The organism is Streptomyces sp. NPDC052036 (assembly GCF_040680495.1).
Classification (GTDB): Bacteria; Actinomycetota; Actinomycetes; order Streptomycetales; family Streptomycetaceae; genus Streptomyces.
The window spans coordinates 203,693-226,047 of sequence record NZ_JBFAWW010000008.1; the positions used below are offsets into that span (position 1 = coordinate 203,693).

The 22,355-nt window shown below is 72.4% G+C and carries 19 protein-coding genes; 6 read left to right on the forward strand and 13 right to left on the reverse strand.

What is annotated here, in order from left to right; all coding sequences use genetic code 11:
• Positions 1-224 precede the first annotated feature (224 nt).
• The 7 genes from AB0L95_RS14785 to AB0L95_RS14815 all read right to left on the reverse strand — a co-directional run bounded on the left by AB0L95_RS14785 (position 225) and on the right by AB0L95_RS14815 (position 8,322).
• Positions 225-1,280, reverse strand: coding sequence for a BadF/BadG/BcrA/BcrD ATPase family protein (locus tag AB0L95_RS14785; RefSeq protein ID WP_365161796.1), 1,056 nt, complete (start codon positions 1,278-1,280; stop codon positions 225-227).
• The gene (locus AB0L95_RS14790; protein WP_365161798.1) at positions 1,271-2,536 is read right to left on the reverse strand and encodes a 6-phospho-beta-glucosidase; all 1,266 of its coding nucleotides are present in this window, start codon (positions 2,534-2,536) and stop codon (positions 1,271-1,273) included. Before AB0L95_RS14790 ends, AB0L95_RS14785 begins: the two co-directional genes overlap by 10 nt.
• Positions 2,537-2,540: 4 nt before the next feature.
• Positions 2,541-3,434, reverse strand: a complete 894-nt coding sequence (locus tag AB0L95_RS14795; protein ID WP_365161799.1) for a carbohydrate ABC transporter permease — start codon at positions 3,432-3,434, stop codon at positions 2,541-2,543.
• A 2-nt stretch (positions 3,435-3,436) separates the two neighbouring features.
• A complete protein-coding gene (locus AB0L95_RS14800) occupies positions 3,437-4,378 on the reverse strand; it encodes a sugar ABC transporter permease (RefSeq protein WP_365161800.1) in 942 nt (313 codons plus the stop codon).
• A 2-nt stretch (positions 4,379-4,380) separates the two neighbouring features.
• Entirely contained in the window at positions 4,381-5,712 is a 1,332-nt protein-coding gene (locus tag AB0L95_RS14805; protein ID WP_365161802.1) for an ABC transporter substrate-binding protein, read from the reverse strand.
• A 74-nt stretch (positions 5,713-5,786) separates the two neighbouring features.
• Complete coding sequence (locus AB0L95_RS14810; RefSeq protein ID WP_365161804.1) at positions 5,787-6,998, reverse strand: ROK family transcriptional regulator; 1,212 nt, start codon at positions 6,996-6,998, stop codon at positions 5,787-5,789.
• A 265-nt stretch (positions 6,999-7,263) separates the two neighbouring features.
• Positions 7,264-8,322, reverse strand: coding sequence for a mechanosensitive ion channel family protein (locus tag AB0L95_RS14815; protein WP_365161806.1), 1,059 nt, complete (start codon positions 8,320-8,322; stop codon positions 7,264-7,266).
• A 342-nt stretch (positions 8,323-8,664) separates the two neighbouring features.
• Between AB0L95_RS14815 and AB0L95_RS14820 the strand changes: the two genes are divergently transcribed.
• Complete coding sequence (locus AB0L95_RS14820; protein ID WP_234515622.1) at positions 8,665-9,201, forward strand: HNH endonuclease; 537 nt, start codon at positions 8,665-8,667, stop codon at positions 9,199-9,201.
• Positions 9,202-9,414: 213 nt separating this feature from the next.
• Here AB0L95_RS14820 and AB0L95_RS14825 read toward each other — a convergent pair whose 3' ends face one another.
• The 3 genes from AB0L95_RS14825 to AB0L95_RS14835 are packed head-to-tail and all read right to left on the reverse strand — an operon-like array spanning position 9,415 to position 11,974.
• Positions 9,415-10,761 carry an ABC transporter permease gene (locus AB0L95_RS14825; RefSeq protein WP_365161808.1) on the reverse strand — a complete coding sequence of 449 codons (1,347 nt, stop codon included), beginning with the start codon at positions 10,759-10,761 and terminating at the stop codon, positions 9,415-9,417.
• On the reverse strand, positions 10,758-11,444 hold the full coding sequence (locus AB0L95_RS14830; RefSeq protein WP_365161810.1) for an ABC transporter ATP-binding protein: 687 nt from the start codon (positions 11,442-11,444) through the stop codon (positions 10,758-10,760). The genes AB0L95_RS14825 and AB0L95_RS14830 overlap by 4 nt, the downstream gene beginning before the upstream one ends.
• On the reverse strand, positions 11,441-11,974 hold the full coding sequence (locus AB0L95_RS14835; RefSeq protein WP_365161812.1) for a PadR family transcriptional regulator: 534 nt from the start codon (positions 11,972-11,974) through the stop codon (positions 11,441-11,443). The genes AB0L95_RS14830 and AB0L95_RS14835 overlap by 4 nt, the downstream gene beginning before the upstream one ends.
• A 200-nt stretch (positions 11,975-12,174) precedes the next feature.
• On the opposite strand from AB0L95_RS14835, the gene AB0L95_RS14840 reads away from it, so the two are divergent.
• The 4 genes from AB0L95_RS14840 (at position 12,175) to AB0L95_RS14855 (ending at position 16,584) form a co-directional block, all read left to right on the forward strand.
• Positions 12,175-12,411 (forward strand): hypothetical protein, encoded by a 237-nt coding sequence (locus tag AB0L95_RS14840; RefSeq protein ID WP_365161814.1) that lies wholly within the window; start codon positions 12,175-12,177, stop codon positions 12,409-12,411.
• Entirely contained in the window at positions 12,412-14,553 is a 2,142-nt protein-coding gene (gene malQ / locus AB0L95_RS14845) for a 4-alpha-glucanotransferase (protein WP_365161816.1), read from the forward strand. It abuts the gene before it with no gap.
• 96 nt (positions 14,554-14,649) lie between these two features.
• Positions 14,650-14,889 carry a hypothetical protein gene (locus AB0L95_RS14850; RefSeq protein ID WP_365161818.1) on the forward strand — a complete coding sequence of 80 codons (240 nt, stop codon included), beginning with the start codon at positions 14,650-14,652 and terminating at the stop codon, positions 14,887-14,889.
• Positions 14,890-15,105: 216 nt separating this feature from the next.
• On the forward strand, positions 15,106-16,584 hold the full coding sequence (locus AB0L95_RS14855; RefSeq protein ID WP_365161820.1) for an FAD-dependent monooxygenase: 1,479 nt from the start codon (positions 15,106-15,108) through the stop codon (positions 16,582-16,584).
• Here AB0L95_RS14855 and AB0L95_RS14860 read toward each other — a convergent pair.
• Positions 16,556-17,071: a MarR family transcriptional regulator gene (locus AB0L95_RS14860; RefSeq protein ID WP_365161822.1), complete on the reverse strand. Its 516-nt coding sequence runs from the start codon at positions 17,069-17,071 to the stop codon at positions 16,556-16,558. The two genes, AB0L95_RS14855 and AB0L95_RS14860, sit on opposite strands and share 29 nt — an antisense overlap.
• Before the next feature lie 165 nt (positions 17,072-17,236).
• Here AB0L95_RS14860 and AB0L95_RS14865 point away from each other — a divergent pair, with 165 nt between their 5' ends.
• Complete coding sequence (locus tag AB0L95_RS14865; protein WP_365161824.1) at positions 17,237-18,160, forward strand: EamA family transporter; 924 nt, start codon at positions 17,237-17,239, stop codon at positions 18,158-18,160.
• A gap of 88 nt (positions 18,161-18,248) precedes the next feature.
• On the opposite strand, the gene pepN is transcribed toward AB0L95_RS14865, so the two are convergent.
• Positions 18,249-20,834 (reverse strand): aminopeptidase N, encoded by a 2,586-nt coding sequence (gene pepN / locus AB0L95_RS14870; protein ID WP_365161826.1) that lies wholly within the window; start codon positions 20,832-20,834, stop codon positions 18,249-18,251.
• 147 nt (positions 20,835-20,981) lie between these two features.
• Positions 20,982-21,998 carry an aspartate-semialdehyde dehydrogenase gene (locus AB0L95_RS14875; protein ID WP_365161828.1) on the reverse strand — a complete coding sequence of 339 codons (1,017 nt, stop codon included), beginning with the start codon at positions 21,996-21,998 and terminating at the stop codon, positions 20,982-20,984.
• Positions 21,999-22,355: the final 357 nt, after the last annotated feature.

Sequence of the window (22,355 nt, forward strand, 5' to 3'; positions counted from 1 at the left end):
TGACCTCCCCCATGGTCATCCGTCGGTCACCTCCGCCGGGGCGCGGGACCGGACGCAGGTGCACGGCGGAAAGTATCGCCGCCGGAACCCGCATCCGAACAGGCCTTTATACGATCTTGTTTCCGGATCGCAGTGTTTGTGCGGAACGCCGGGCTCGCCGGGGTCGGCCGCACCTCCCCCGTTCAGGAACACGCGGTGCGCGGGCGTTTGGTTCCCTATGCCGGTCAGGCGCCCGCCCTGTGTTCGCCGTACGCTCCCTGCGCCTCCCGTGCCCCCTCTGCCCCCTCTGCCCCCTCTGCCCCCTCTGCCCCCTCTTCGTAGTACGCCCGCACGCGCGCATGTGTCTCGGGCGGCGCCCCCACGTGGTCCAGGCCGAGCAGCGCGGCACCGAGCACCGGGCGGGCCGTGACCACCCGGGGGACCGCCTTGGGCGCCCGGGCGGCCAGCAGCTCCCTGATCCGGTCGTCGAGCTGGGAATGGCGGGCGGCCAGGATGCTGCCGCCGAGCAGCACCGGGGCCTCCTCGTCGAGCAGGTCCAGCCGCGTCAGCGCGACCGTGGCCATCGCGACCACCTCCTCCGCGAGCCGGTCGACGATCGCGCGGGCCACCGGATCGCCCTCCCCGGCCGTGGCGAACAGCACCGGCGTCAGCTCATGGCGCCGTTCGTGCGTGATGTGCTCCAGATGGAGCGCCTCGATGAGCGCGTACATGGAGCCGAGCCCGAAGTGCGCGGGCAGGGTGCGGGCCAGGGCCGTGGCTCCGCCCCGCCCGTCCTCCGCGCGCGCCGCCCACCACAGGGCCTCCTCGGCCAGGCCCCAGCCGCCGCCCCAGTCGCCGGATATACGGCCGATCGCGGGGAAGCGGGCGGTGCGCCCGTCGGGCCGCATGCCGACGCAGTTGATGCCCGCGCCGCACACGACCGCCACCCCCCGGGGCTCGGCGACACCGGCCCGCAGGACGGCGAAGGTGTCGTTGCGCACCTCGACCGTTCTGCCCCACCCCCGCGCGCGCAGCGCCGCCGCCAACTGCTCCTCCTCCACCGGGAGGTCGGCATTGGCGAGACAGGCCGAGACATGGCCGGCCGAGTCGGCCCGGGCCGCGGCGAAGGCCCGGGCCACGGCGTCGGCCAGGGTGTTCACGGCCGTCTCCACGCCCACGGCCGGCGGCCGGAACCCCCCGCCGCGCGCGGTGCCGAGCACCCGGCCGTCGGCGGCCACGACGGCCACGTCGGTCTTGCTGTTGCCAGCGTCGACGGCGAGGACGCTTGCGGTCAGGCCCACGCGAGGTGCCCCCGGTTGTGCGCGATCAGCTGGTCGGTGAGGGCGTCGGCGTAGGCGTACTGGCCGATGAGGGGGTGGGCGAGCAGCGCCCGGAAGACGCGGTCGCGCCCGCCGCGCAGGGCGGCCTCCAGGGCCAGTTCCTCGTACGCGGTCACGTCCGCCATCAGCCCCGCGTACAGCGGGTCCACCTCGGGCACCGGCAGGGGGGTCGGCCCGTGCGGTCCGACGGCGGCCTGCGCCTCGATCACCGCGTCGTCCGGCAGGAAGGGCAGGGTGCCGTTGTTGTACGTGTTCACCACCTGGTACGGCGAACCCCCGCCGGCCAGCAGGGACGCGGCGAGGTCCACGGCCGCCTCCGAGTAGTAGGCGCCGCCCCGCTTGGCCAGCAGCGCCGGCTTCTCGTCGAGCGCGGGGTCCGCGTACATCCGCAGCAGCTCCCGTTCCATGGCGGCGACCTCCGCGGCCCGGGACGGCTTGCCGCGCAGCTCCTGTACGACCTCGTCGTGCGCGTAGTAGTAGCGCAGGTAGTACGAGGGGACCACGCCCAGGCGGTCGACGAGGGAGCGAGGCAGGCGCAGATCGTCGGCGACCGAGTCCCCGTGCTCGGCGAGCAGTTTGGGCAGCACGTTGTCGCCCTCGGGGCCGCCGAGGCGCACACCTGTCTCCCAGGTGAGGTGGTTGAGCCCCACATGGTCGAGGTGGACATCGGCGGGCGTCACACCGAGCAGGGCGGCGAACCTCCGCTGGAAGCCGATCGCCACGTTGCACAGCCCGACCGCCCGGTGGCCCTCCTGGAGGAGGGCACGGGTGACGATGCCCACCGGGTTGGTGAAGTCGATGATCCAGGCATCGGGGTTGGCGCGGCGGACGCGGTCGGCGATGCCGAGGACCACCGGCACCGTGCGCAGCGCCTTGGCGAGACCGCCCGCGCCGGTGGTCTCCTGGCCGACGCAGCCGCACTCCAGCGGCCAGGTCTCGTCCTGCTCCCGCGCGGCCTGGCCGCCGACGCGCAGCTGGAGCAGCACGGCGTCGGCGCCCTCGACCGCCCGGTCCAGGTCGTCCGTCGTGACGACGCGCCCCGGATGCCCCTGCCGGGCGAAGATGCGCCGGGCCAGCCCGCCCACCAGCTCCACGCGGTCGGTGGCCGGGTCGACGAGGACCAGTTCCTCCACGGGGAGGGTGTCCCTCAGCCGCGCGAATCCGTCGACGAGTTCGGGTGTGTAGGTCGACCCTGCGCCGACCACGGTGAGCTTCAATGTTCTAGCCCTTCACTCCGGTGAGCGTGACACCCTCGACGAACGCCTTCTGGGCGAAGAAGAACACGAGGATCACGGGGGCCATGACCAGCACGGTGGCGGCCATGGTGAGGTTCCAGTCGGTGTGGTGCGCGCCCTTGAACGACTCCAGGCCGTAACTGAGCGTCCATGCGGCCGGGTTCTCCGACGCGTAGATCTGCGGGCCGAAGTAGTCGTTCCAGGCGTAGAAGAACTGGAAGAGCGCGACGGCGGCGATGCCCGGCCGTGCCATGGGCAGGACGACCCGCAGCAGGGTCCGCAGGTCGCCGCAGCCGTCGACCTTCGCCGCGTCCAGGTACTCGTTCGGGATGGTCATCAGGAACTGGCGCAGCAGGAAGATGGAGAACGCGTCGCCGAACGCCATCGGGATGATCAGCGGCCACAGCGTGCCGGACAGGTCCAGCTGCTTGGCCCAGAACAGATACATCGGGATGATGATCACCTGCGGCGGCAGCATCATCATCGAGATCACCAGCATCAGGGACAGATTGCGGCCCCGGAAGCGGAACTTGGCGAGGGCGTAGGCGACCGGGATCGACGACACGACCGTGAGGACGGTGCCCAGGCCCGCGTAGATCAGGGTGTTCTTCCACCAGGTGAGGAAGCCGGGCGTGTCGAAGACCTTGCGGTAGTTGCCCCACTCCCAGGTGTGCGGGATCAGATCGCGACTGAGCGCCTGGCTGTCGCTCATCAGCGAGGTCAGGAGCACGAACACGAAGGGCAGGGTGAAGAAGAGGGCGGCGGCCACGCCGAGGGAGTGGACCGCGATCCACTCCAGCAGCGCCCTGCGGCGGGCGGTGCGTGCGGCGGGGGAGGCGGACTGTCTCAACTCCGTCGGCCGGTCCAGTACTTGGGTCATGGTCAGTCACCTGCCAGGTTGAGGCCGCCCCGGCGCCGCATCAGGAACGCGGTGAACACCATCGACAGGGCGAAGAGCACGAGCGCGACCACACAGGCGGAGCCGTAGTCGAAGCGCTGGAAGCCGAGGTTGTAGACGAGTTGGGGCAGGGTGAGCGTGGACTTGTCGGGGTAGCCCGGCTCGAACTGGGTGCCGGCGCCCTGGATGACGCCCGAGGCGACCTTCCCCGCGATCAGCGGTTGCGTGTAGTACTGCATGGTCTGGATCACGCCGGTGACCACGGCGAACATCACGATGGGGGAGATGTTCGGCAGGGTGACGTAGCGGAAGCGCTGCCACGCCGACGCGCCGTCCAGCTCGGCCGCCTCGTACTGCTCCTTCGGCACGTCCAGCAGCGCGGCCATGAAGATGACCATCAGGTCGCCGACGCCCCACAGGGCGAGCAGGGTGAGGGCGGGCTTGGACCAGACGGGGTCGTTGAACCAGCCCGGCGCCGGGACGCCGATCTTGTCGAGGATCGAGTTGACCGGTCCGGTACCGGGGTTCAGGAGGAAGGCGAAGGCCATGGTGGCGGCCACGGGCGGGGCGAGATAGGGCAGGTAGAAGAGGGTGCGGAAGACGCCCGTAGCCGTCTTGATCTTGGTGATGAGCAGGCCGACGCCGAGTCCGAAGACGACCCGCAGACTGACCGCGACGACGACGAGCCACAGGGTGTTGCGCAGCGCCGGCCAGAACAGGGGGTAGTCCTGGAAGACGTACGCCCAGTTCTTCGATCCGCTCCAGGACGGCGGCCGGAAGCCGTCGTAGTGCATGAAGGAGAAGTAGACCGTCGAGATCAACGGATACGCGAAGAAGACCGCGAAGCCGATCAGCCAGGGCGACATGAAGGCGGCCGTGCGCAGGGCCGCCCGGCGGCGTTTGGACGCGAGGGTGAGGGCGGTCATCGTCACTTCGCCTGCGCGATGTCCGTGTCGATCTGCCGGGCCGTGCTCGCCAGGCCCGCGGTGAGGTCCTTGGCCTTGCCGCTCTCGTAGTCGTAGCCGAACTGCTGGATCGTCACGAGGTACTGGCCGCCGTTGATGGAGGCGGGCGTCGTCGTCGAGTCGGGGTTCGCCGCGATGTCCAGGAACGTCTTGAAACGCGGGTCGTACTTCAGCTTCGGGGACTTCAGCGCGGCCAGGGTGGAGGGCACGTTGTGGATGTCGTTGGCGAAGCCGACCACCGCGTCCGTGTCCGTGGTCATGTATTTCACCAGCTCCCAGGCCGCGTTCTGCTTCTTGCTGGTGGCGGCGATGCCGGCGATGGTGCCGGTGATGTAGCCCTTGCCGTACCGGGACGCCTGGTCGTCGGGCACGGGCAGCGGGGCCACCCCTATGTCGAACTTTGCCCCCGCGTCCAGGGCCATGCCCAGACGCCATTCGCCGTCCAGCTGCATGGCGACCTGACCGGTGTGGAAGGGGTGCTTCGGGCCCCATTCGTCACCGAGCTCGGAGCGGTACTTCTCCAGCTTCTGGAAGCCGCCCAGTTCGTCCACGAGCTTCTTCTGGAGCGTGAAGCCCTTGGCGAACGCGGGGTCCTTGGCGAGGTTCGACTTGCCCTGCGTGTCGAAGTACGTCGGGGAGAACTGCGCGAAGTAGTGCTCGGTGGTGGTCTCCCAGCCGTGGTAGTCCGGCATGAACCCGAGCTGCTTGTAGCCGTCGCCCTCGGGGATCGTGAGCTTCTTCGCATCGGTCTCGAACTCGGACCAGGTCTTGGGCGGGCCGGGGATGCCCGCCTTCTTGAAGGCGGTCTTGTTGTAGTAGAGCCCGTAGGCGTCGCCCAGCAGCGGCACCGTGCAGCGGTTGCCGTCGAACTGGGTGTACTCGTTCATCGTCTTCGGGAAGGTCGTGGCCGGGTCGATGCCCGCCTTCTTGAAGAACGGATTCAGATCGACCAGGGCCCCGGACGAGCAGAACTTGCCCACGTTGTTGGTGGTGAAGGAGGAGATGACGTCGGGTGCCTTGTCGCCGCCGGAGCGCAGCGCCTGGTTGATCTTGTCGTCGGTCATATTGGCGACGACGTTGACATGGATGTTGGGGTGCGCCTTCTCGAACCGCGCGACCAGCGCGTTCACGGCCTTGGTCTCGGAGGGCGCGCTCCAGGCGTGCCAGAAGTTGATGGTGGTCTCCTTGGACGCGTCGTCGTTCGCGCCGGAGGAGGACTGGCCGGTGCAGGCCGTGGTGAGCAGGGCGACGGATGCAGTCAGGGCAAAAGCCGTTTTTCGGATGACTTCGGGCATGACGGGATCTCCCTGGGGCGGGCGGGTGTGAGGCGACCGGGGTGGGTGTCGGGGCCGGGTGAGGTGAGGGTTGCTCAGCGCGAGGTGTCGAAGACCTCGTCGCGGGTGGTCGCGAGCGCGCTCTCCAGCGCGCCGCGCAGCACGGGGTGTTGACGTACGTCGCCGACGGCGAGGCGCGGCCGGGACGCGGCCAGCTCCTCCAGTTCGGCCTGGAGCAGGGCCCGCAGCGGCTCGCCGCCCGCGGTGAGCGAGGTGCCGCTGAGGACCACGAGTTCGGGGTCGAGTACGGAGACGAGCGCGGCGAGACCCGTGGCGAGCCGGGTCGCGTACGTCTGGAGCAGGCGCCGGTGGGGGCCCGAGGCATGGTCGGCGCCCAGGGCGACGAGGGCGGCGGCGACCTCGGTGTGCGGGCCGGCGGGCACGTCCGCGATGCCGAGTTCGCGGGCCAGCCGGGGCAGGGCCTGGGAGCCGGCCAGCTCCTGGTAGCCGCCGCTGCCCGCCCGGGTCACCTGGCGGACCAGGGGCGCGCCCGGCACCGGCAGAAAGCCGACCTCGCCGGCGCCGCCGGTCCAGCCGCGGTGCAGCCGTCCGCCGAGCACGAGGGCGGCGCCGAGACCGCCCTCGTTCCACAGCAGGACGAAGTCGTCGTGGCCCCGGGCCGCGCCCAGCCGCTGTTCGGCGAGCGCGACGAGGTTGACGTCGTTCTCGTACTCGACGGGCATCGGCAGGGCGGCGGCGAGTTCGTCGAGCAGTGCGGGGGAGTGCCAGCCGGGCAGGTGGGAGGCGTAGCGCAGGCGGCCGGTGGTGGGGTCGAAGGCGCCGGGGGTGCCGATGACGACCCGGTGGATGTCGGAGACGGCGAGCCCGGCGGCCTTCACGGCGCCGCCGAGGGCGTCGGTGACCTGCTGGACGACGGGCTGCGCCGGGCGGCGGCCGGGGGTGGGCAGTTCGAACTCGCCGACCGTTCTGCCGGTGACGTCGGCGACGGCGGCGAGGATGCGCTCGGGGGTGACGTCGAGGCCGGCGACATGGGCGGCGGCCGGATTCACCACGTACAGCTGGGCGTTGGGGCCGGGGCGGCCCTCGCTGGTGCCGGTCATCAGGACGAGCCCGGCGGCTTCGAGACGGGCGAGGAGCTGGGAGGCGGTGGGCTTCGACAGGCCGGTGAGCTTGCCGATCCGGGTGCGGCTGAGCGGGCCGTGCTCCAGGAGCAGGTCGAGGGCGGCGCGGTCGTTCATGGCGCGCAGCACGCGCGGGGTGCCCGGCGTACCGGCGGATCCTGCCATGTGTGTCGCCACCTGCCTTTCAACGGACCAGCTTCTCAGCGGGGCCGTCGGGAAGTCCACCGGGTGATCGTCGGCGGGGCCCGTTCCTGGCCGTAGGCCCTCCGTAGATCACTGTTAGGAAAGTTTCCAATTGGTGAGAGGAAAGTAGGCCCGGTGTCGTGGGGGCGTCAATACCGCCACAGGCGGCAATCAAGTCGTTACCTGAACGCGCCAGGAGGCGGCTCCCGGAACATCCGGAAGCCGCCTCCTGACGTACGTACGACCGCTACTTCGCCGGCGGCGCGACCGGCGGGATCGGGGCCGCCGCCTCCGCCTGGGGCGAGGCGATGTTCGCATACGCCGACGGGGGTGCAGTGGTGGCCGTCGGGTCGGCCGTCTCCCCGTCCATCGGGGCGGTGGCGCCGCCCACGATGCGGATGTCCGCCTCGTCGAAGGCCCGCTTGACGCGCCAGCGCAGCTCGCGCTCCACCGTCAGCGCCTTGCCCGGCATCGTCTTCGCGCTGAGCCGGATCACCATCGAGTCCAACAGCACGCTGTCCAGGCCGAGCACCTCGATCGGGCCCCACAGCAGCTCGTTCCAGGGCTCGTCCTTGCTCATCCGCTCGGCCACCTGATCGAGGGCCGCCTTCACCCGGTCCAGGTTCTCGCTCGCGCGGACGGTCACGTCCACCCCGGCCGTCGCCCAGCCCTGCGAGAGGTTGCCGATGCGCTTGACCTCACCGTTGCGGACGTACCAGATCTCGCCGCTGTCGCCGCGCAGCTTCGTCACCCGCAGGCCGACCTCGATCACCTCGCCGGAGGCCACGCCCGCGTCGATGACGTCGCCGACGCCGTACTGGTCCTCCAGGATCATGAACACGCCGGACAGAAAGTCCGTCACCAGGTTGCGCGCGCCGAAACCGATCGCCACGCCCGCGACACCGGCGGAGGCGAGCAGCGGCGCCAGATTGATCTGGAAGGACGCCAGGACCATCAGTCCCGCCGTGCCCAGGATGAGGAACGACGCCACCGAGCGCAGCACCGAGCCGATCGCCTGCGAGCGCTGCCTGCGGCGCTCCGCGTTCACCAGCAGACCGCCCAGCGCCGTGCCGTCCACCGCCTGGGCGGTACGGCTCATCCGGTCGATCAGCTTGGTGATCGCGCGCCGGACCATCACTCTCAGCACCGCCGCGATCACCAGGATCAGCACGACCCTGAGACCGATCGCGAGCCACGTGGACCAGTTCTGCTCGACCCAGCTCGCGGCGTTCGTCGCACTCTGCTGGGCGTCCTGGAGCGTGGGCACCGCCGGAGCAGTCGTCTGCGAGGGCATCGGGGACGGCATGGCGCCGGCGGTCGATAGGGCGGGCAAGGACACGACAGGGACCTCCAAATGCGGTACAGCGTCCGCCTCCGGTGCCCGTGGCCGAGGTCACGGAAAGGTCACCGGAGGGCAGGAGCACCACACTAACGGTGCATCGCGTGGGGATCCGGCCGATGTGCCGAGGAGAGACCGTGCTCACCTGGGGAAGTAAGGGGGCGCACAACGGGGGATGCTTCCGGTGTGGTCGAAAACACTCCCAGCCCGTTACCGGGACATGGTGGCGCTTCCACCAGGCATGAGGGGAGACTGACTGCAGATCGTCCCGGCGCGAGCCACGCGCCGCCGGCGTACAAGGAGGCATCCGTGCCGCACGTCCTGGTCCTCAACGCGTCGTACGAGCCACTCGGCGTCGTACCGCTCCGCCGCGCGCTCGTCCTCGTCCTCGAGAACAAGGCCGTATGCCTCGAGGAGTCCGGCGCCTACATGCACAGCGCAACCGTCACTGTCCCCGCGCCCAGCGTGGTCCGGCTGAAGCGATTCGTGCGGGTTCCCTACCGGGGGCCCGTTCCTCTTACCCGTCGGGCGCTCTTCGCGCGTGACGGCGGCCGGTGCATGTACTGCGGTGGCGTCGCAACCAGCGTCGACCACGTCATTCCGCGCAGCCGCGGTGGTCAGCACGTCTGGGACAACGTGGTGGCGTCCTGCCGCCGCTGCAACCATGTCAAGGCCGACCGGCATCTCTTCGAGATCGGCTGGCGGCTCCGTCACAAACCGGCTCCACCCACCGGCCTGGCCTGGCGCATCATCGGCACCGGGCATAGGGACCCGCGCTGGCTGCCCTACCTGCAGCCGTACGGCGCGGACGACGCCTTGGCCCGGATCGACGGCATTTCCGCCTGACGGTCCGGGCTTCTGCGTTCCCCGGGGCGAGCGGCACCGCCGGCCGCCCCGGGACAACCGGCGGCCGGCCGCCCCGGGACAACCGGCGTCCGGCCGCCCCGGGAACGGGCGGCCGACCGCCCCGACGTCGCTCCGGCCCCGGGAGTCCCCTGCGCTCCCGGGGCCGGACGTGCGCGGCGCGGGCGTCCGGCGTGCCCCGGCCCGGCGCGGGTGTCAGGCGTGCCGCAGCTCGGACGGGCTGAGGGAGCGGCGCAGCAACGGCAGGGACGTGGCCGCCGCCAGCAGACAGGCCGCGTACACCACGCACGGCACCAGCAGCGGGACCAGCGGCAGCGAGATCCCGCCGGTGTCGGCCAGGAGCGCGTACCAGGCGGCGATGCCCATGCCCCCGAGGCCCGCCAGGGCCACCGCGGGCGCGAGCGGCAACGCGGTCTCCAGGAGCAGCGCCCGGGCCAGTACGGCGGCCGGCACACCGGCGGCGGCCTGCGCGGCGAGCCCCCGGCGCCGGGTGGCCAGCGACTCGGCCGTGCCCACGGCCAGGCCGCAGAGCGTGATCACCAGGGCGAGCCCCAGCGCGGCCCCGGTCAGGTCGATGCCGGTGGTGTAGAAGGAGACGTCCATGGCCGGCGACTGTGCGCCGCGCCGGTGCAAGGTCTCCAGCAGCACCTGCCGTACGCCCATGAACCCGGTCCCCACGACTGTCACCAGCAGGACGGCCGCATGGGTACGGGCGGCGGTCCAGGGCTCGTCGCGCAGCCGCTCGGCCGCGATCAGCACCGCCGGGTCGCCGGTACGTTCCGCGAGCCGTCGGCCGGTGCGCCGGGAGGTGACCCCGCTCAGCCGGACGGCACACACCCCCGTACCGATCACCACGGACAGCACCAGCACCGGGGCCGTGTCGAAGCCGCCGAAGGAGGACGGTGCCACGAGGATCCCGGCGACCAGGAGACCCGACGCCACGAGCGGGAGCAGCGGTCCGGGGCCCCGGCCGGCGCGTGGGCGCACCCGGCGCACCCGGCCCAGCGGCTCCGCGACCACTCGCCGCAGTGCCACCACGCTCACCAGCGCGCCCAGCACCGGGACGGCCGCGACGACCAGGGCGCACGCCGCCCACAGCAGCGCCGGCGCGGCCGGCCACAGCCGCAGCAGGAGCGGCACGGCGACGACCGCGGCGACGACCGAGCCCCCCAGGCAGGCGAGGCCCGCCTCCAGCGCGGCGATCCGCCGCACCTGGCCGGGCGCGGCCCCGGCCAGCCGCAGCCGGGCCAGCCGCCGGTCGCGGTGCACGGCGCCGATCCGGGCGCACTGCGCGAGGAAGCCCAGCACGGGCACGAGCAGCAGGAGCAGGGTGAGGACGATGCCATGGCGCTCGCCCGGCTGGTTCAGCAGCCCGTTCGCCAGTGCTACGTCGTTCTGTCCCCGCAGCGAGGCCACCGCGGCGGCGGCCAGCCCCAGCCCCGTGGCGAGTCCGGCGCCCACCCCGGTCAGCAGCACCCGCCACCCCTCCCGCCGGTCCGAACCGCGGGTCAGCAGCCAGGCCAGTCGCAGCTCACCGCTCATCGCGCCGCCTCCGTGGCCCCGGCCCCGACGACGCCGTCCCGCAGGGTGACCTCACGGTCCGCGTACGCCGCCACCTGGGCGTCGTGCGTGATCAGCAGCACCGCCGTGTCCGACGCGCGGGCCGTGTGCGCGAGCGCGGTCATCACCTGCTCGGAGGCCAGGGAGTCCAGGGCGCCGGTGGGCTCGTCCGCGAACACCACCTTGGGCCCGGTCACCAGGGCCCGCGCGAGGGCCACGCACTGCGCCTGCCCTCCGCTCATCTCGCCGGGCCGCAGTTCCTGCTGCCCGAGCACGCCGAACCGCTCCAGCCAGTCGCCGGCCCGCTCCCTCGCCTCCCGGCGCGCCGTGCCCGCGATCAGCAGCGGCAGCGCCACATTGTCGACGGCGGTCAGCTCGGGGATCAGCTGCCCGAACTGGAACACCACTCCGAACTCCGTCCGCCGCAGCTCGCTGAGCCGGGTCTCCGGGAGCTCGTCCAGGCGTTCGCCCGCGTACTCGACCGTGCCCGAGTCCGGGCTGACGATCCCCGCGAGACAGTGCAGCAGCGTGGACTTGCCGCTGCCGCTGGTCCCGGTCACCGCGAGGATCTCGCCCGCGTGCAGCTCGACGGAGGCGCCGCGCAGCGCCGGCGCGGAGCCGTGGGCCTTGCGCAGTTGACGTCCGGTCAGGAGGGGTGGGGTCATACGGTGTCGACCTCCGCGGTCAGGGTGGTGAGCCGGGCCGCCGTGGTGGTTATCCAGCGGAGGTCGGCGTCGAGGTGGTTGAGGGCGTAGTCCGCCGAGAGCACGGTTGCGAGATCGGCGCCCGGCGCGGTCTTCACCGCGGTCAGCTCCCGCATCCGCGCCTTGTGCGCGTCGCGCTGCGCCGTGAGGTACGCGGCCGGGTCCGCCGACGCGAGGATCGCCACGACGACCTTGGCGAAGATCTCGTTCGTGACGAACGGCGCGGGGGGAGTGATCTCCCCGGCCCAGCGGGCCAGTTCGTGCGCGCCGGCGTCCGTGGAGCGGTACAGCGTGCGTTCCGGACCGCCGTCGGAATCGGTTCCTCCGACCTCGGCCAGGCCGTCGCGGACCAGGCGCTGCAGTGTCGTGTAGACCTGCCCGTACGCCAGCGGCCGCGCCTGCGGGAACCGCTCGTCGTGCCGCCGCTTGAGGTCGTAGCCATGGCTCGGCCCTGCGGCGAGCAGCCCGAGCAGGATGTGACGGGTGCTCATGAAGATCAGTATGCACTCACTACATGTACTGAGTGAATAGTGGGCGCGAAATTTCCGGCCGGAGGAGCGTGCGCGGACCCCGGACAACCAGTACGGTCTGTGACGAAACGCACGATGTCCGTCCTCGTACGTCTGCGGACGCACCCGCTGGGTAGGCCAGTTCTCACCCGCATCCGTCGTACGACGACAAGGAGGCCCCCGTGGCCGTACCGGTACACCCCCCGCTCCCGGCCCTCTCCAAACGCGGCTTCGCACGCGAGGACCCCGACGCGCTGCTGTGCGTCCTGAGCGCGGAGGTCGCCTGCGCCGAGGTGCCGCTCACCAGCGAACCGCCGCTGCCCGACGCCGAACCGCTCACCAGCGAACCCCCGCTCGCCGACGCCACGCCGCTGACCAGCGAGCCCCTGGCCGCCGGTGCGGACCTCACGGGGTTCTAGATGGCGCCGGCCGACCCCGGGCGCGACGGGACACCACTGGCCCGGCTCGCCGCGCTGCATGGCGTCGCCACCTCCTACCAGCCCTCCCCGGACCGTACGGCCCAGGCGTCGGACACCGCGGTCACCGCCGCCCTGGCGGCGCTCGGCGTCGACGCGAGCACCCCGGACGCCGTACGGGACGCCCTGGCCGCCCGCGAGAGCGAACTGCGCGGGCGCCTGCTGCCGCCGGCCGTGGTCGGCTGGGGCGGACGCCCGCCCGCCGCCCTCGCCTCCCTCCCGGAGGGCACCCGCCTGAGGGTCGAGACCGAGCAGGGGGAGACGCGCGACACGGCCGCACAACTCCCGCCCGGGGTCCATGTCCTGCGCGTGACCGCGCCCGACGGACGTACCGCCGAGGCCCGTCTCGTCGCCGCGCCCGACCGGCTGCCCGCACCGCCCGGGCGCTCCTTCGGACTGCTCGTCCAGCTCTACTCCCTGCTCTCCCGCCGCTCCTGGGGCATGGGCGACCTCGGCGACCTCACCGAGCTGACGGCCTGGGCGGGCCGGACGCTCGGCGCCGGATTCGTACAGCTCAACCCGCTGCACGCGGCCGTGCCCGGCCCGCCCACGGACCCCTCCCCCTACCGCCCCTCCTCGCGCCGCTACCCGGACCCCGTGCATCTGCGGGTCGAGGACGTCCCCGAGTTCCCGTACGTCGAGGACCAGGCCCGGCTGCGGGCGCTGCTGGAGCGGGCCGCGCGGCTGCGGGAGTCCGTCCTCGACAAGGGCGCGCTGATCGACCGCGACGCCGTGTGGGACCTCAAGCGCGAGGCGCTCGAACTCGTGCACGCCGTCCCCCTCGGGCCCGGGCGGCGGGCCGCGTACGCCGACTTCCTCGCCGAGGAGGGCGAGGCGCTGGCGGACTACGCCACCTGGTGCGCGCTCGCCGAGGTCCACGGCTCCGACCGGCACGCCTGGCCCGCCCGGCTGCGCGATCCGCGCTCGCCGGAGACCGCCCGCGCCCGCGCCGAGCTGAGGGACCGCGTCGACTTCCACACCTGGCTCGCCTGGCTGACCGACGCCCAGCTCGCCACGGCCCAGCGCACCGCGCGCGAGGCCGGGATGGCCGTGGGGCTGATCCACGACCTCGCCGTCGGTGTGCACCCGGGCGGCGCCGACGCCTGGGCGCAGCAGGACCACCTCGCGGCCGGCATCTCGGTGGGCGCCCCGCCGGACGCCTTCAACCCGCGCGGCCAGGACTGGGGGCTGCCCCCCTGGCGCCCCGACCGTCTCGCCGCCTCCGGGTACGCCCCCTACCGCCGGCTGCTGCGCGCCCTCCTCCGGCACGCGGGCGCCCTGCGCATCGACCATGTCATGGGCCTGTTCCGGCTGTGGTGGGTGCCGCAGGGGCAGCCGCCCACGGAGGGGACCTATGTCCGCTACGACGCCGAGGCCATGCTCGCCGTCCTGGTCCTGGAGGCCGCCCGCGCGGGGGCGCTGGTCATCGGGGAGGACCTCGGGACGGTGGAGCCGGGAGTGCGGGAGACGCTGCACGAACGCGGGGTGCTCGGCACCTCGGTCCTGTGGTTCGAACGGGACTGGGAGGGCACCGGGCAGCCGCTGCCGCCCGAGCGCTGGCGGGCGGACTGCCTGGCCACCGCCACCACCCATGACCTGCCGCCGACGGCCGCCCGGCTCACCGGCGAGCACGTGGAACTGCGCGACCGGCTCGGGCTGCTGACCCGCCCCCTGGACCAGGAGCGCGCCGCGGCGGCCGTCGACGCCCGCGAGTGGCTCGCCCTGCTGACCCGGCTCGGTCTGCTGACGGGGACGAGCGGCGGGGACCCCACGGCCTCGGAGGAGCTGGAGGTCCAGGCCGTCCACCGGTTCCTGCTGCGCACACCCGCCCGGCTGATCGGGGTCTGGCTCCCGGACGCGGTGGGCGACCGCCGCCCGCAGAACCTGCCGGGCACCTGGGACGAGTACCCCAACTGGCGTCTGCCGATGGCGGACGCCGAGGGGCGCCCGATCACCTTGGAGGAACTGGCGGCCGCACCGCGGCTGCACGCGCTGTTGGACGTGGTGCGGGAGGGGGACAGCACCCCGGACGGCGGCCACGGTCCGGAAGGGCGGGCACGGGCCGGGGACGGGAGCCAGGGGTAGCCGGACGAAGCCGTGTCAGGTGCACCGACGGGCCCCGGGGGCTCCTACTGGACCCCCGGGCGCGCGGCCTGTCCGGGCGTTCGCTACTTTTGCACCGTGGACAAGAAGAACGCCCTGCGCGCCGGCGCCCTGGCTGCCGGTACGACGCTGATGATGCTGCTCATGTCGTCCCCCGCGCTCGCGCTCGCGCGCGACGACGGCGACGACCCCGGCAAGGGCCTGAGCGTGGCCGAGACGCTGGGGCTGTTCGTCGTGGCGCCGCTCGTGCTGTTCGCGGTCATCGCGGGCCTCGTCATGGCCACCGACAAGACCCGCAAGCAGGCCAAGCAGGGCTGAACCCCTTCGGGCAGCCGCGGCCCCGTCCCGGGGCCGTTGGCCGTTCAGCCCTTTCGCACGTCCCGTCGAGGGAGTCCGCGCACCGGTGCGCGGACTCCCTCGACGTGTTACAAGTGGGCAAGCGGCATCGACCGACCGGTACGGACACGCCCTCGTCGACCCGCGGATGCCGGTAAGCGCCCGTCGGCCGACGACCCTTGGCACCAGGAGGTCGCCATGGCAGGCAACACCCGCACCCCCGCTTCCGGCGACGGCACCCCCACCGGTGTCATCGTCGTCGGCGCCGGTCCCACCGGCCTCCTCCTCTCGGGTGACCTCGCCGCCGCCGGCGTCCCCGTCACCCTGGTCGAGAAGCGGCCCCACCGGATCAGCAACCTCTCCCGCGCCTTCGCTGTGCACGCCCGCACCCTGGAGCAGCTCGACGCCCGCGGCCTCGCCGACGAACTGGAGGCGCGGGGACGCGCCCTGTCCGAGTTCCGGCTCTTCGGCCGTCTGTCCATCCGGCTCAGCCGCCTCCGCTCCCGCTTCAACCACGTCCTCGTCGTCCCGCAGTACGAAGTGGAGCAGGTGTTGGAGCGGCGGGCGGCGCAGGCCGGCGTGCGGTTCGTGTACGACACCGAGGTCACCGGACTGGTCCAGGACACCGACGGGGTGACCGTCCAGGTCCGCGGGGCCGGGGGCGAGTCCGGGCAGCTGCGCGCCGCGTACGCCGTCGGCGCCGACGGCCTGCACAGTGCCGTCCGCCGGGCGATCGGCCTGCCCTTCCCCGGCCGGTCCGCGATCCGTTCCCTCGTCCTCGCCGACGTCCTCCTCGACGAGAAACCCGAAGGGGTGCTCACCGCCAACGCCGCCGACGGCGCCTTCGCCTTCCTCGCCCCCTTCGGCGACGGCTACTACCGGGTCATCGGCTGGTACCGCGGCCGCGACCTGCCCGACACCGCGCCGATCGGTCTCGACGAGGTCCGGGAGATCGTCCGCCTCGCGCTCGGCCGCGACTACGGCATGCGCGACGCCCGCTGGATGTCCCGCTTCCACAGCGACGAGCGGCAGGCGCCCCTCTACCGCGTCGGCCGAGCCCTGCTCGCCGGAGACGCCGCGCACGTCCACAGCCCGGCCGGCGGCCAGGGCCTGAACACCGGCCTCCAGGACGCCGCGAACCTCTCCTGGAAGCTCGCCGCCGTCCTGCGCGGCCACGCCGGCCCCGAGCTCCTCGACACCTACCAGTCCGAGCGCCACCCGGTGGGCAGGTCGGTGCTGCGCAGCAGCGGCGGACTCATCCGGATGGCGATGGCCCGGCGCCCCTGGACCGTCGCCCTGCGGGCCGTGCTGGTCGCCTTCCTCAACCGTGTCGGCCCGGTGCGGAGGCGCGTGATCGGCCAGATCACCGGCATCGGATACCGCTACGCCGCCCCGCGCGGCGCCCATCCGCTGACCGGCCGGCGCGCCCCGGACATCGCGCTGACCACCGGACGTCTCTACGAGGCCCTGCGCGGCGGCAGGTTCGTGCTGATCGCCCCGGACGGCGTCGAGGCGCACGGCCGCAAGGACCGGCTCGCGGTGGAGCACTGGGCGAGCGGACGCCGTACGGCCGTGCTCGTGCGGCCCGACGGATACATCGCCTGGGCGGCCGAGGCGCCCGACGCGGACCGGATCGAGGAGGCGCTGGTCAGCTGGACGGGCCCGGACCGACGGTGAAGGTGAGCAACTGTCGTAGCAGCTCGGCCAGTTGGCCGGTCTGCCGTGCGTTCAGGGCGTTCAGGGCGTCCGCCTGCACGGCCAGGCCCGCGCCGACCGCCTCGTCGATCAGCCGGAGCCCCTCCTCGGTGAGCGTCACCCGCAGGCCGCGCCGGTCGTGCGGGTCGGGAGAGCGGCGCAGCAGTCCGGCCGCCTCCAGCTTGTCCAGACGTCCGGTCATGCCGCCCGTGGTGAGCATCAGGGTGGCCGACAGTTGGCGCGGCGAGAGCGTGTAGGGCTCGCCGGAGCGGCGCAGGGTCGCCAGGACGTCGAACTCCCCGCGGGAGATCCCGTAGTGGGCGTACGCCTTCTCCACCCGGTCGCCCATCGCCCGCGACAGCCGGAAGATCCGCCCGAAGACCTCCATCGCGGCGGTGTCGAGGTCCGGCCGCACGGCGGCCCACTGCTCGATGATCGCGTCGACGGGGTCCCCGGGGGTCTGGTCCATGCGGAGAGTATCCGTCCGCCTTCGGGCCGCTTGCAAGCAAGTGGGTCGGCACTGAGTGAGTCATCGTCAAGCGGCTTGACGTTGATTAGCTTAGCGCTAAGTTAATTAGTGCTGAGCCAATGAGTGGCTGAGCCGACCCACCGGGCCGAACCACAAGGGGGTCTCATGAAGCGGTACGCCACGGTCCTGCTCACCGGCCTCGCGCCCGTCTCCTGGGGCACGACCTACGCCGTCACCACCGAGTTCCTGCCGGACGGGCGCCCGCTGTTCACCGGCCTGATGCGCGCGCTGCCCGCCGGACTGCTGCTGCTCGCGCTCGGACGGGTGCTGCCGCGCGGCGCCTGGTGGTGGAAGGCGGCCGTGCTGGGCGCGCTCAACATCGGCGCCTTCTTCCCGCTGCTGTTCCTGTCCGCGTACCGGCTGCCCGGCGGTATGGCGGCCGTCGTCGGGTCGGTCGGGCCGCTGTTCGTGGCGGGCCTCTCGGCGCTGCTGCTCGGGGAGCGGCCGACCGTCCGCACGCTGCTGACGGGCGCCGCCGCGGCCCTCGGGGTCAGCCTGGTCGTCCTGAAGGCGGCCGGCGCGCTCGACCCGGTCGGGGTGCTCGCCGCGCTCGCCGCCACCGCCTCCATGTCCACCGGCACCGTGCTCGCCAAGCGCTGGGGCCGCCCGGACGGCGTCGGCCCGCTCGCCCTCACCGGCTGGCAGCTGACCGCGGGCGGGCTGCTGATCGCGCCGATCGCGCTGCTCGCCGAGGGGGCACCGCCCGCACTCGACGGGCGGGCCCTCGGCGGCTACCTCTACCTCGCGCTCGCGAACACCGCGGTCGCGTACTGGCTGTGGTTCCGGGGCATCGGGCGGCTCACCGCCACCCAGGTCACCCTCCTCGGCCCGCTGTCCCCGCTGACCGCCGCCGTCGTCGGCTGGGCGGCGCTCGGCCAGGCGCTCACCCCCGTCCAGCTCGCGGGGATGGCCGTGGCGTTCGGGGCGACGGTCCTCGGCCAGCTCGGGCCGCGCCGGGCCGCCGCACCGGCCGACGCCACCCGGAAGGGCGGCGCACCGCGAGCGGCGGCCCCGGCCGACGCCGACTGAGCCGTACGAGAGCGACCGAGCACGGGTACGGCAGAGGGCGCCCGGCAGATGCCGGACGCCCTCGTCGACGGGGCGAGGGCGGCAGCCGCTACGCCCGGGCGGCGGCCGCGTCCGCGGCCTGCGCCCGGAGCGCGCGCTCGACGCCCGCGCGCGACTCCATGCTCAGCCGGCGCAGCGCCGGGGGCGGCTCCGCGGCGGCCAGCCACGCGTCGGTCTTCGCCAGCGTCTCCTCGGACACCTGGACCGTCGGGTAGAGGCCGACCACGATCTGCTGGGCCATCTCGTGGGAGCGGGAGTCCCAGATGTCCCTGACCACCTCGAAGTACCGGTCGGTGTACGGGGCGAGCAGCTCGCGCTGGTCGGTCTGGACGAAGCCCCCGATCACCGCCTCCTGCACCGCGTTGGGCAGCTTGTCGGACTCGACGACCGACGCCCACGCCTCCGCCTTGGCCTCGGCGGTCGGACGGGCGGCCCGGGCGGTGGCCGCGTGCCGCTCACCGGCCGCCGTCTTGTCCCGCGCCAGCTCGCCCGCGATCTCCGGCTCGTCGAAGCGGCCCACGGCCGCGAGCCGCTCCACGAACGCCCAGCGCAGCTCGGTGTCGACGACCAGGCCCTCGATCGTCTGCGAACCGTCCAGCAGCGCCTCCAACAGGTCCAGCTGCTCCGGCGTACGGGCGGTCGCTGCGAAGGCGCGCGCCCACGCCAACTGGTGGTCGCTGCCCGGCTCGGCGGCCTGCAGATGGGCGAGGGTCGCCTCCGTCCACCGGGTCAGCAGCGCCTCGCGCGCGGACGGGTCGGCGTACAGGTCGATCGCCAGCTTCACCTGGCGGTGCAGCGACTGCACCACGCCGATGTCCGACTCCTTGGCGATGCCGGAGAGCACCAGGGACAGGTAGTCGCGGGCCGCCAGCTCCGCGTCCCGCGTCATGTCCCAGGCCGAGGCCCAGCACAGGGCGCGCGGCAGCGAGGAGTCGAAGTCGCCCAGGTGCTCGGTGACGAACGCGAGCGACTTCTCGTCCAGCCGGACCTTGGCGTACGACAGGTCGTCGTCGTTGAGCAGGATCACGTCCGGACGGCGCCGGCCCGCCAGCTGCGGTACGGCGGTCAGCTCGCCGTCCACGTCCAGCTCGATCCGGCCGTCCTCGGCGCGCAGCAGCTTGCCGCTGTCGGCGTCGAGTTCGTAGAGGCCGACGGCGATGCGGTGCGGGCGCAGGGTCGGCTCGCCCTTGGCGCCGGCCGGGAGCGCCGGGGCCTCCTGGCGGATGGCGAAGGAGGTGATGACCCCGTCCGCGTCCGTCTCCACCTCGGGACGCAGGACGTTGATGCCCGCCGTCTCCAGCCACTTCCCCGACCAGGTCTTCAGGTCCCGGCCGGAGGTCTTCTCCAGGGCGCCCAGCAGATCGGACAGGCGCGTGTTGCCGTACGCGTGCTGCTTGAAGTACGCCTGCACGCCCGTGAAGAACGCGTCCATGCCGACGTAGGCGACGAGCTGCTTGAGGACCGAGGCGCCCTTGGCGTACGTGATGCCGTCGAAGTTGACGAGGACGTCGTCCAGGTCGTTGATCTCGGCCATGATCGGGTGGGTGGACGGCAGCTGGTCCTGCCGGTACGCCCAGGTCTTCATGGAGTTCGCGAACGTCGTCCAGGAGTGCGGCCAGCGGCTCTCAGGGTGGTACGCCATACAGGCGGCCTCGGCGTAGGTGGCGAACGACTCGTTCAGCCACAGGTCGTTCCACCACTCCATGGTCACCAGGTCGCCGAACCACATGTGGGCCAGCTCGTGCAGGATCGTGGCGGCCCGGGACTCGTACGCCGCGTCCGTCACCTTCGAGCGGAAGACGTACTGGTCGCGGAAGGTGACCGCGCCCGCGTTCTCCATCGCGCCCGCGTTGAACTCCGGCACGAACAGCTGGTCGTACTTCTTGAACGGGTACGCGTAGTCGAACTTCTCCTGGAACCAGTCGAAGCCCTGACGGGTCACCTCGAAGATCGCGTCGGCGTCCAGGAACTCCGCGAGGGACGGCCGGCAGTAGATGCCGAGCGGGACGGTGCGCCCGTCCTTCTCGTAGACGCTGTGCACGGAGTGGTACGGGCCCACGATCAGCGCGGTGATGTACGTCGAGATCCGCGGCGTCGGCTCGAAGACCCAGACGTCGTCCTCGGGTCCCGGAGTCGGCGAGTTGGAGATGACGGTCCAGCCGGTGGGCGCCTTCACGGTGAACTGGAAGGTGGCCTTCAGGTCGGGCTGCTCGAACGAGGCGAACACGCGCCGCGCGTCGGGCACCTCGAACTGGGTGTAGAGGTACGCCTGCTCGTCGACGGGGTCGACGAAACGGTGCAGACCTTCACCGGTGTTGGTGTAGGCGCAGTCGGCGACCACGCGCAGGACGTTGCGGCCCTGAAGGAGGCCGGGCAGGGCGATCCGCGAGTCCTTGAAGACCTCGGCCGGGTCCAGGGCGTCGCCGTTGAGGGTCACCTCGTGGACCGTCGGGGCCACCAGGTCGATGAACGACTCCGCGCCGTTCTCGGCCGAGTCGAAGCGCACCGTGGTCACGGACCGGTAGGTGCCGCCCTCCTGCGCGCCGGAGAGGTCGAGATCGATCTCGTACGAGTCAACGGTGAGCAGCTTCGCTCGCTGCTGAGCCTCTGCGCGAGTCAGGTTTGTGCCAGGCACGCGGTCATCTCCTCGTTATGTGTGGGTTGCGTCATCCTTCCACGTCACCACGGTGTTGGGCGATGACCCAGGGGGGCACACCACAGGGCCGTGAAAGGCAAGGGGCGCGCACCCGGCGGTGCGCGCCCCTTGTGGCGTGGGAGCGGGTTACTCGCTCAGCTCCGCCGCCACCAGCTCGGCGATCTGTACGGCGTTCAGCGCCGCGCCCTTGCGGAGGTTGTCGCTGGAGATGAACAGCGACAGCCCGTTGTCCACCGTCTCGTCGTGGCGGATGCGGCCCACGTACGACGGGTCCTGGCCGGCCGCCTCCAGCGGGGTCGGGATGTCGGAGAGCGCCACGCCCGGCGCGCCGGCCAGCAGCTCGGTGGCACGCTCCACCGACAGCGGACGCGCGAAGCGGGCGTTGACCTGGAGGGAGTGGCCGGAGAAGACCGGGACCCGGACACAGGTGCCCGAGACCTTCAGCCCGGGGACCTCCAGGATCTTGCGGGACTCGTTGCGGAGCTTCTGCTCCTCGTCCGTCTCGTTCAGGCCGTCGTCGACGAGGTTGCCGGCGAAGGGCACCACGTTGAAGGCGATCGGGCGCTTGTAGACGTGCGGCTCGGGGAAGTCGACCGCCCGGCCGTCGTGGGTCAGCTTGTCGGCGTCGGCGACCACCTTCTGGGCCTGGCCGTGCAGCTCCGCGACGCCTGCGAGGCCCGAGCCGGACACCGCCTGGTAGGTGGCGACGACGAGCGCCTCCAGGCCCGCCTCCTCGTGCAGCGGCTTCAGCACCGGCATCGCGGCCATCGTCGTGCAGTTCGGGTTGGCGATGATGCCCTTCGGGCGGTTCACCACCGCGTGCGGGTTGACCTCGGAGACGACCAGCGGCACGTCCGGGTCCCTGCGCCAGGCGGAGGAGTTGTCGATCACGACGGCGCCCTGCGCGGCGACCTTCTCGGCCAGCGCCTTCGAGGTCGCGCCGCCCGCGGAGAACAGCACGATGTCCAGCCCGGTGTAGTCGGCCGTGGCCGCGTCCTCCACCGTCACGCCGTCGAGGACCGTCCCGGCGGAGCGGGCCGACGCGAACAGGCGCAGCTGTGTCAACGGGAAGTTGCGCTCCGTGAGGATCCTGCGCATGACCGTGCCGACCTGACCGGTGGCTCCGACGATTCCGACCCTCACGGCGACTCCCTCTGCGTGTGTGCTGCGTGCGTAGTGCCTGGCCGAGGCCCTTCCATCATGCGGCCGACCCCGGCCCGGCTGTCCAATTCTTTGCGCGGTCCGCCCGAGGAATGGGACGCCACCGGCCGGACCGCGGTTGCGGATGTCCTGCTTCCGCCCCCGCTGACCTGGAGAAAATCGTCCGGCAGGAGCCTTGCGCCGCAAGCTGTGCTGCCGCCCCCCTGCCCCCGCCCGACCGGCCTACACGACGGTGTGACATACACCTCTGCCCCGCCTCGCGTACCTCGTGCGGACGGCGCCCGTGGCACGGCGAAGGGCGGGCGCCCGTCGCCGTGCGACAGACGCCCGCCCTCGCCG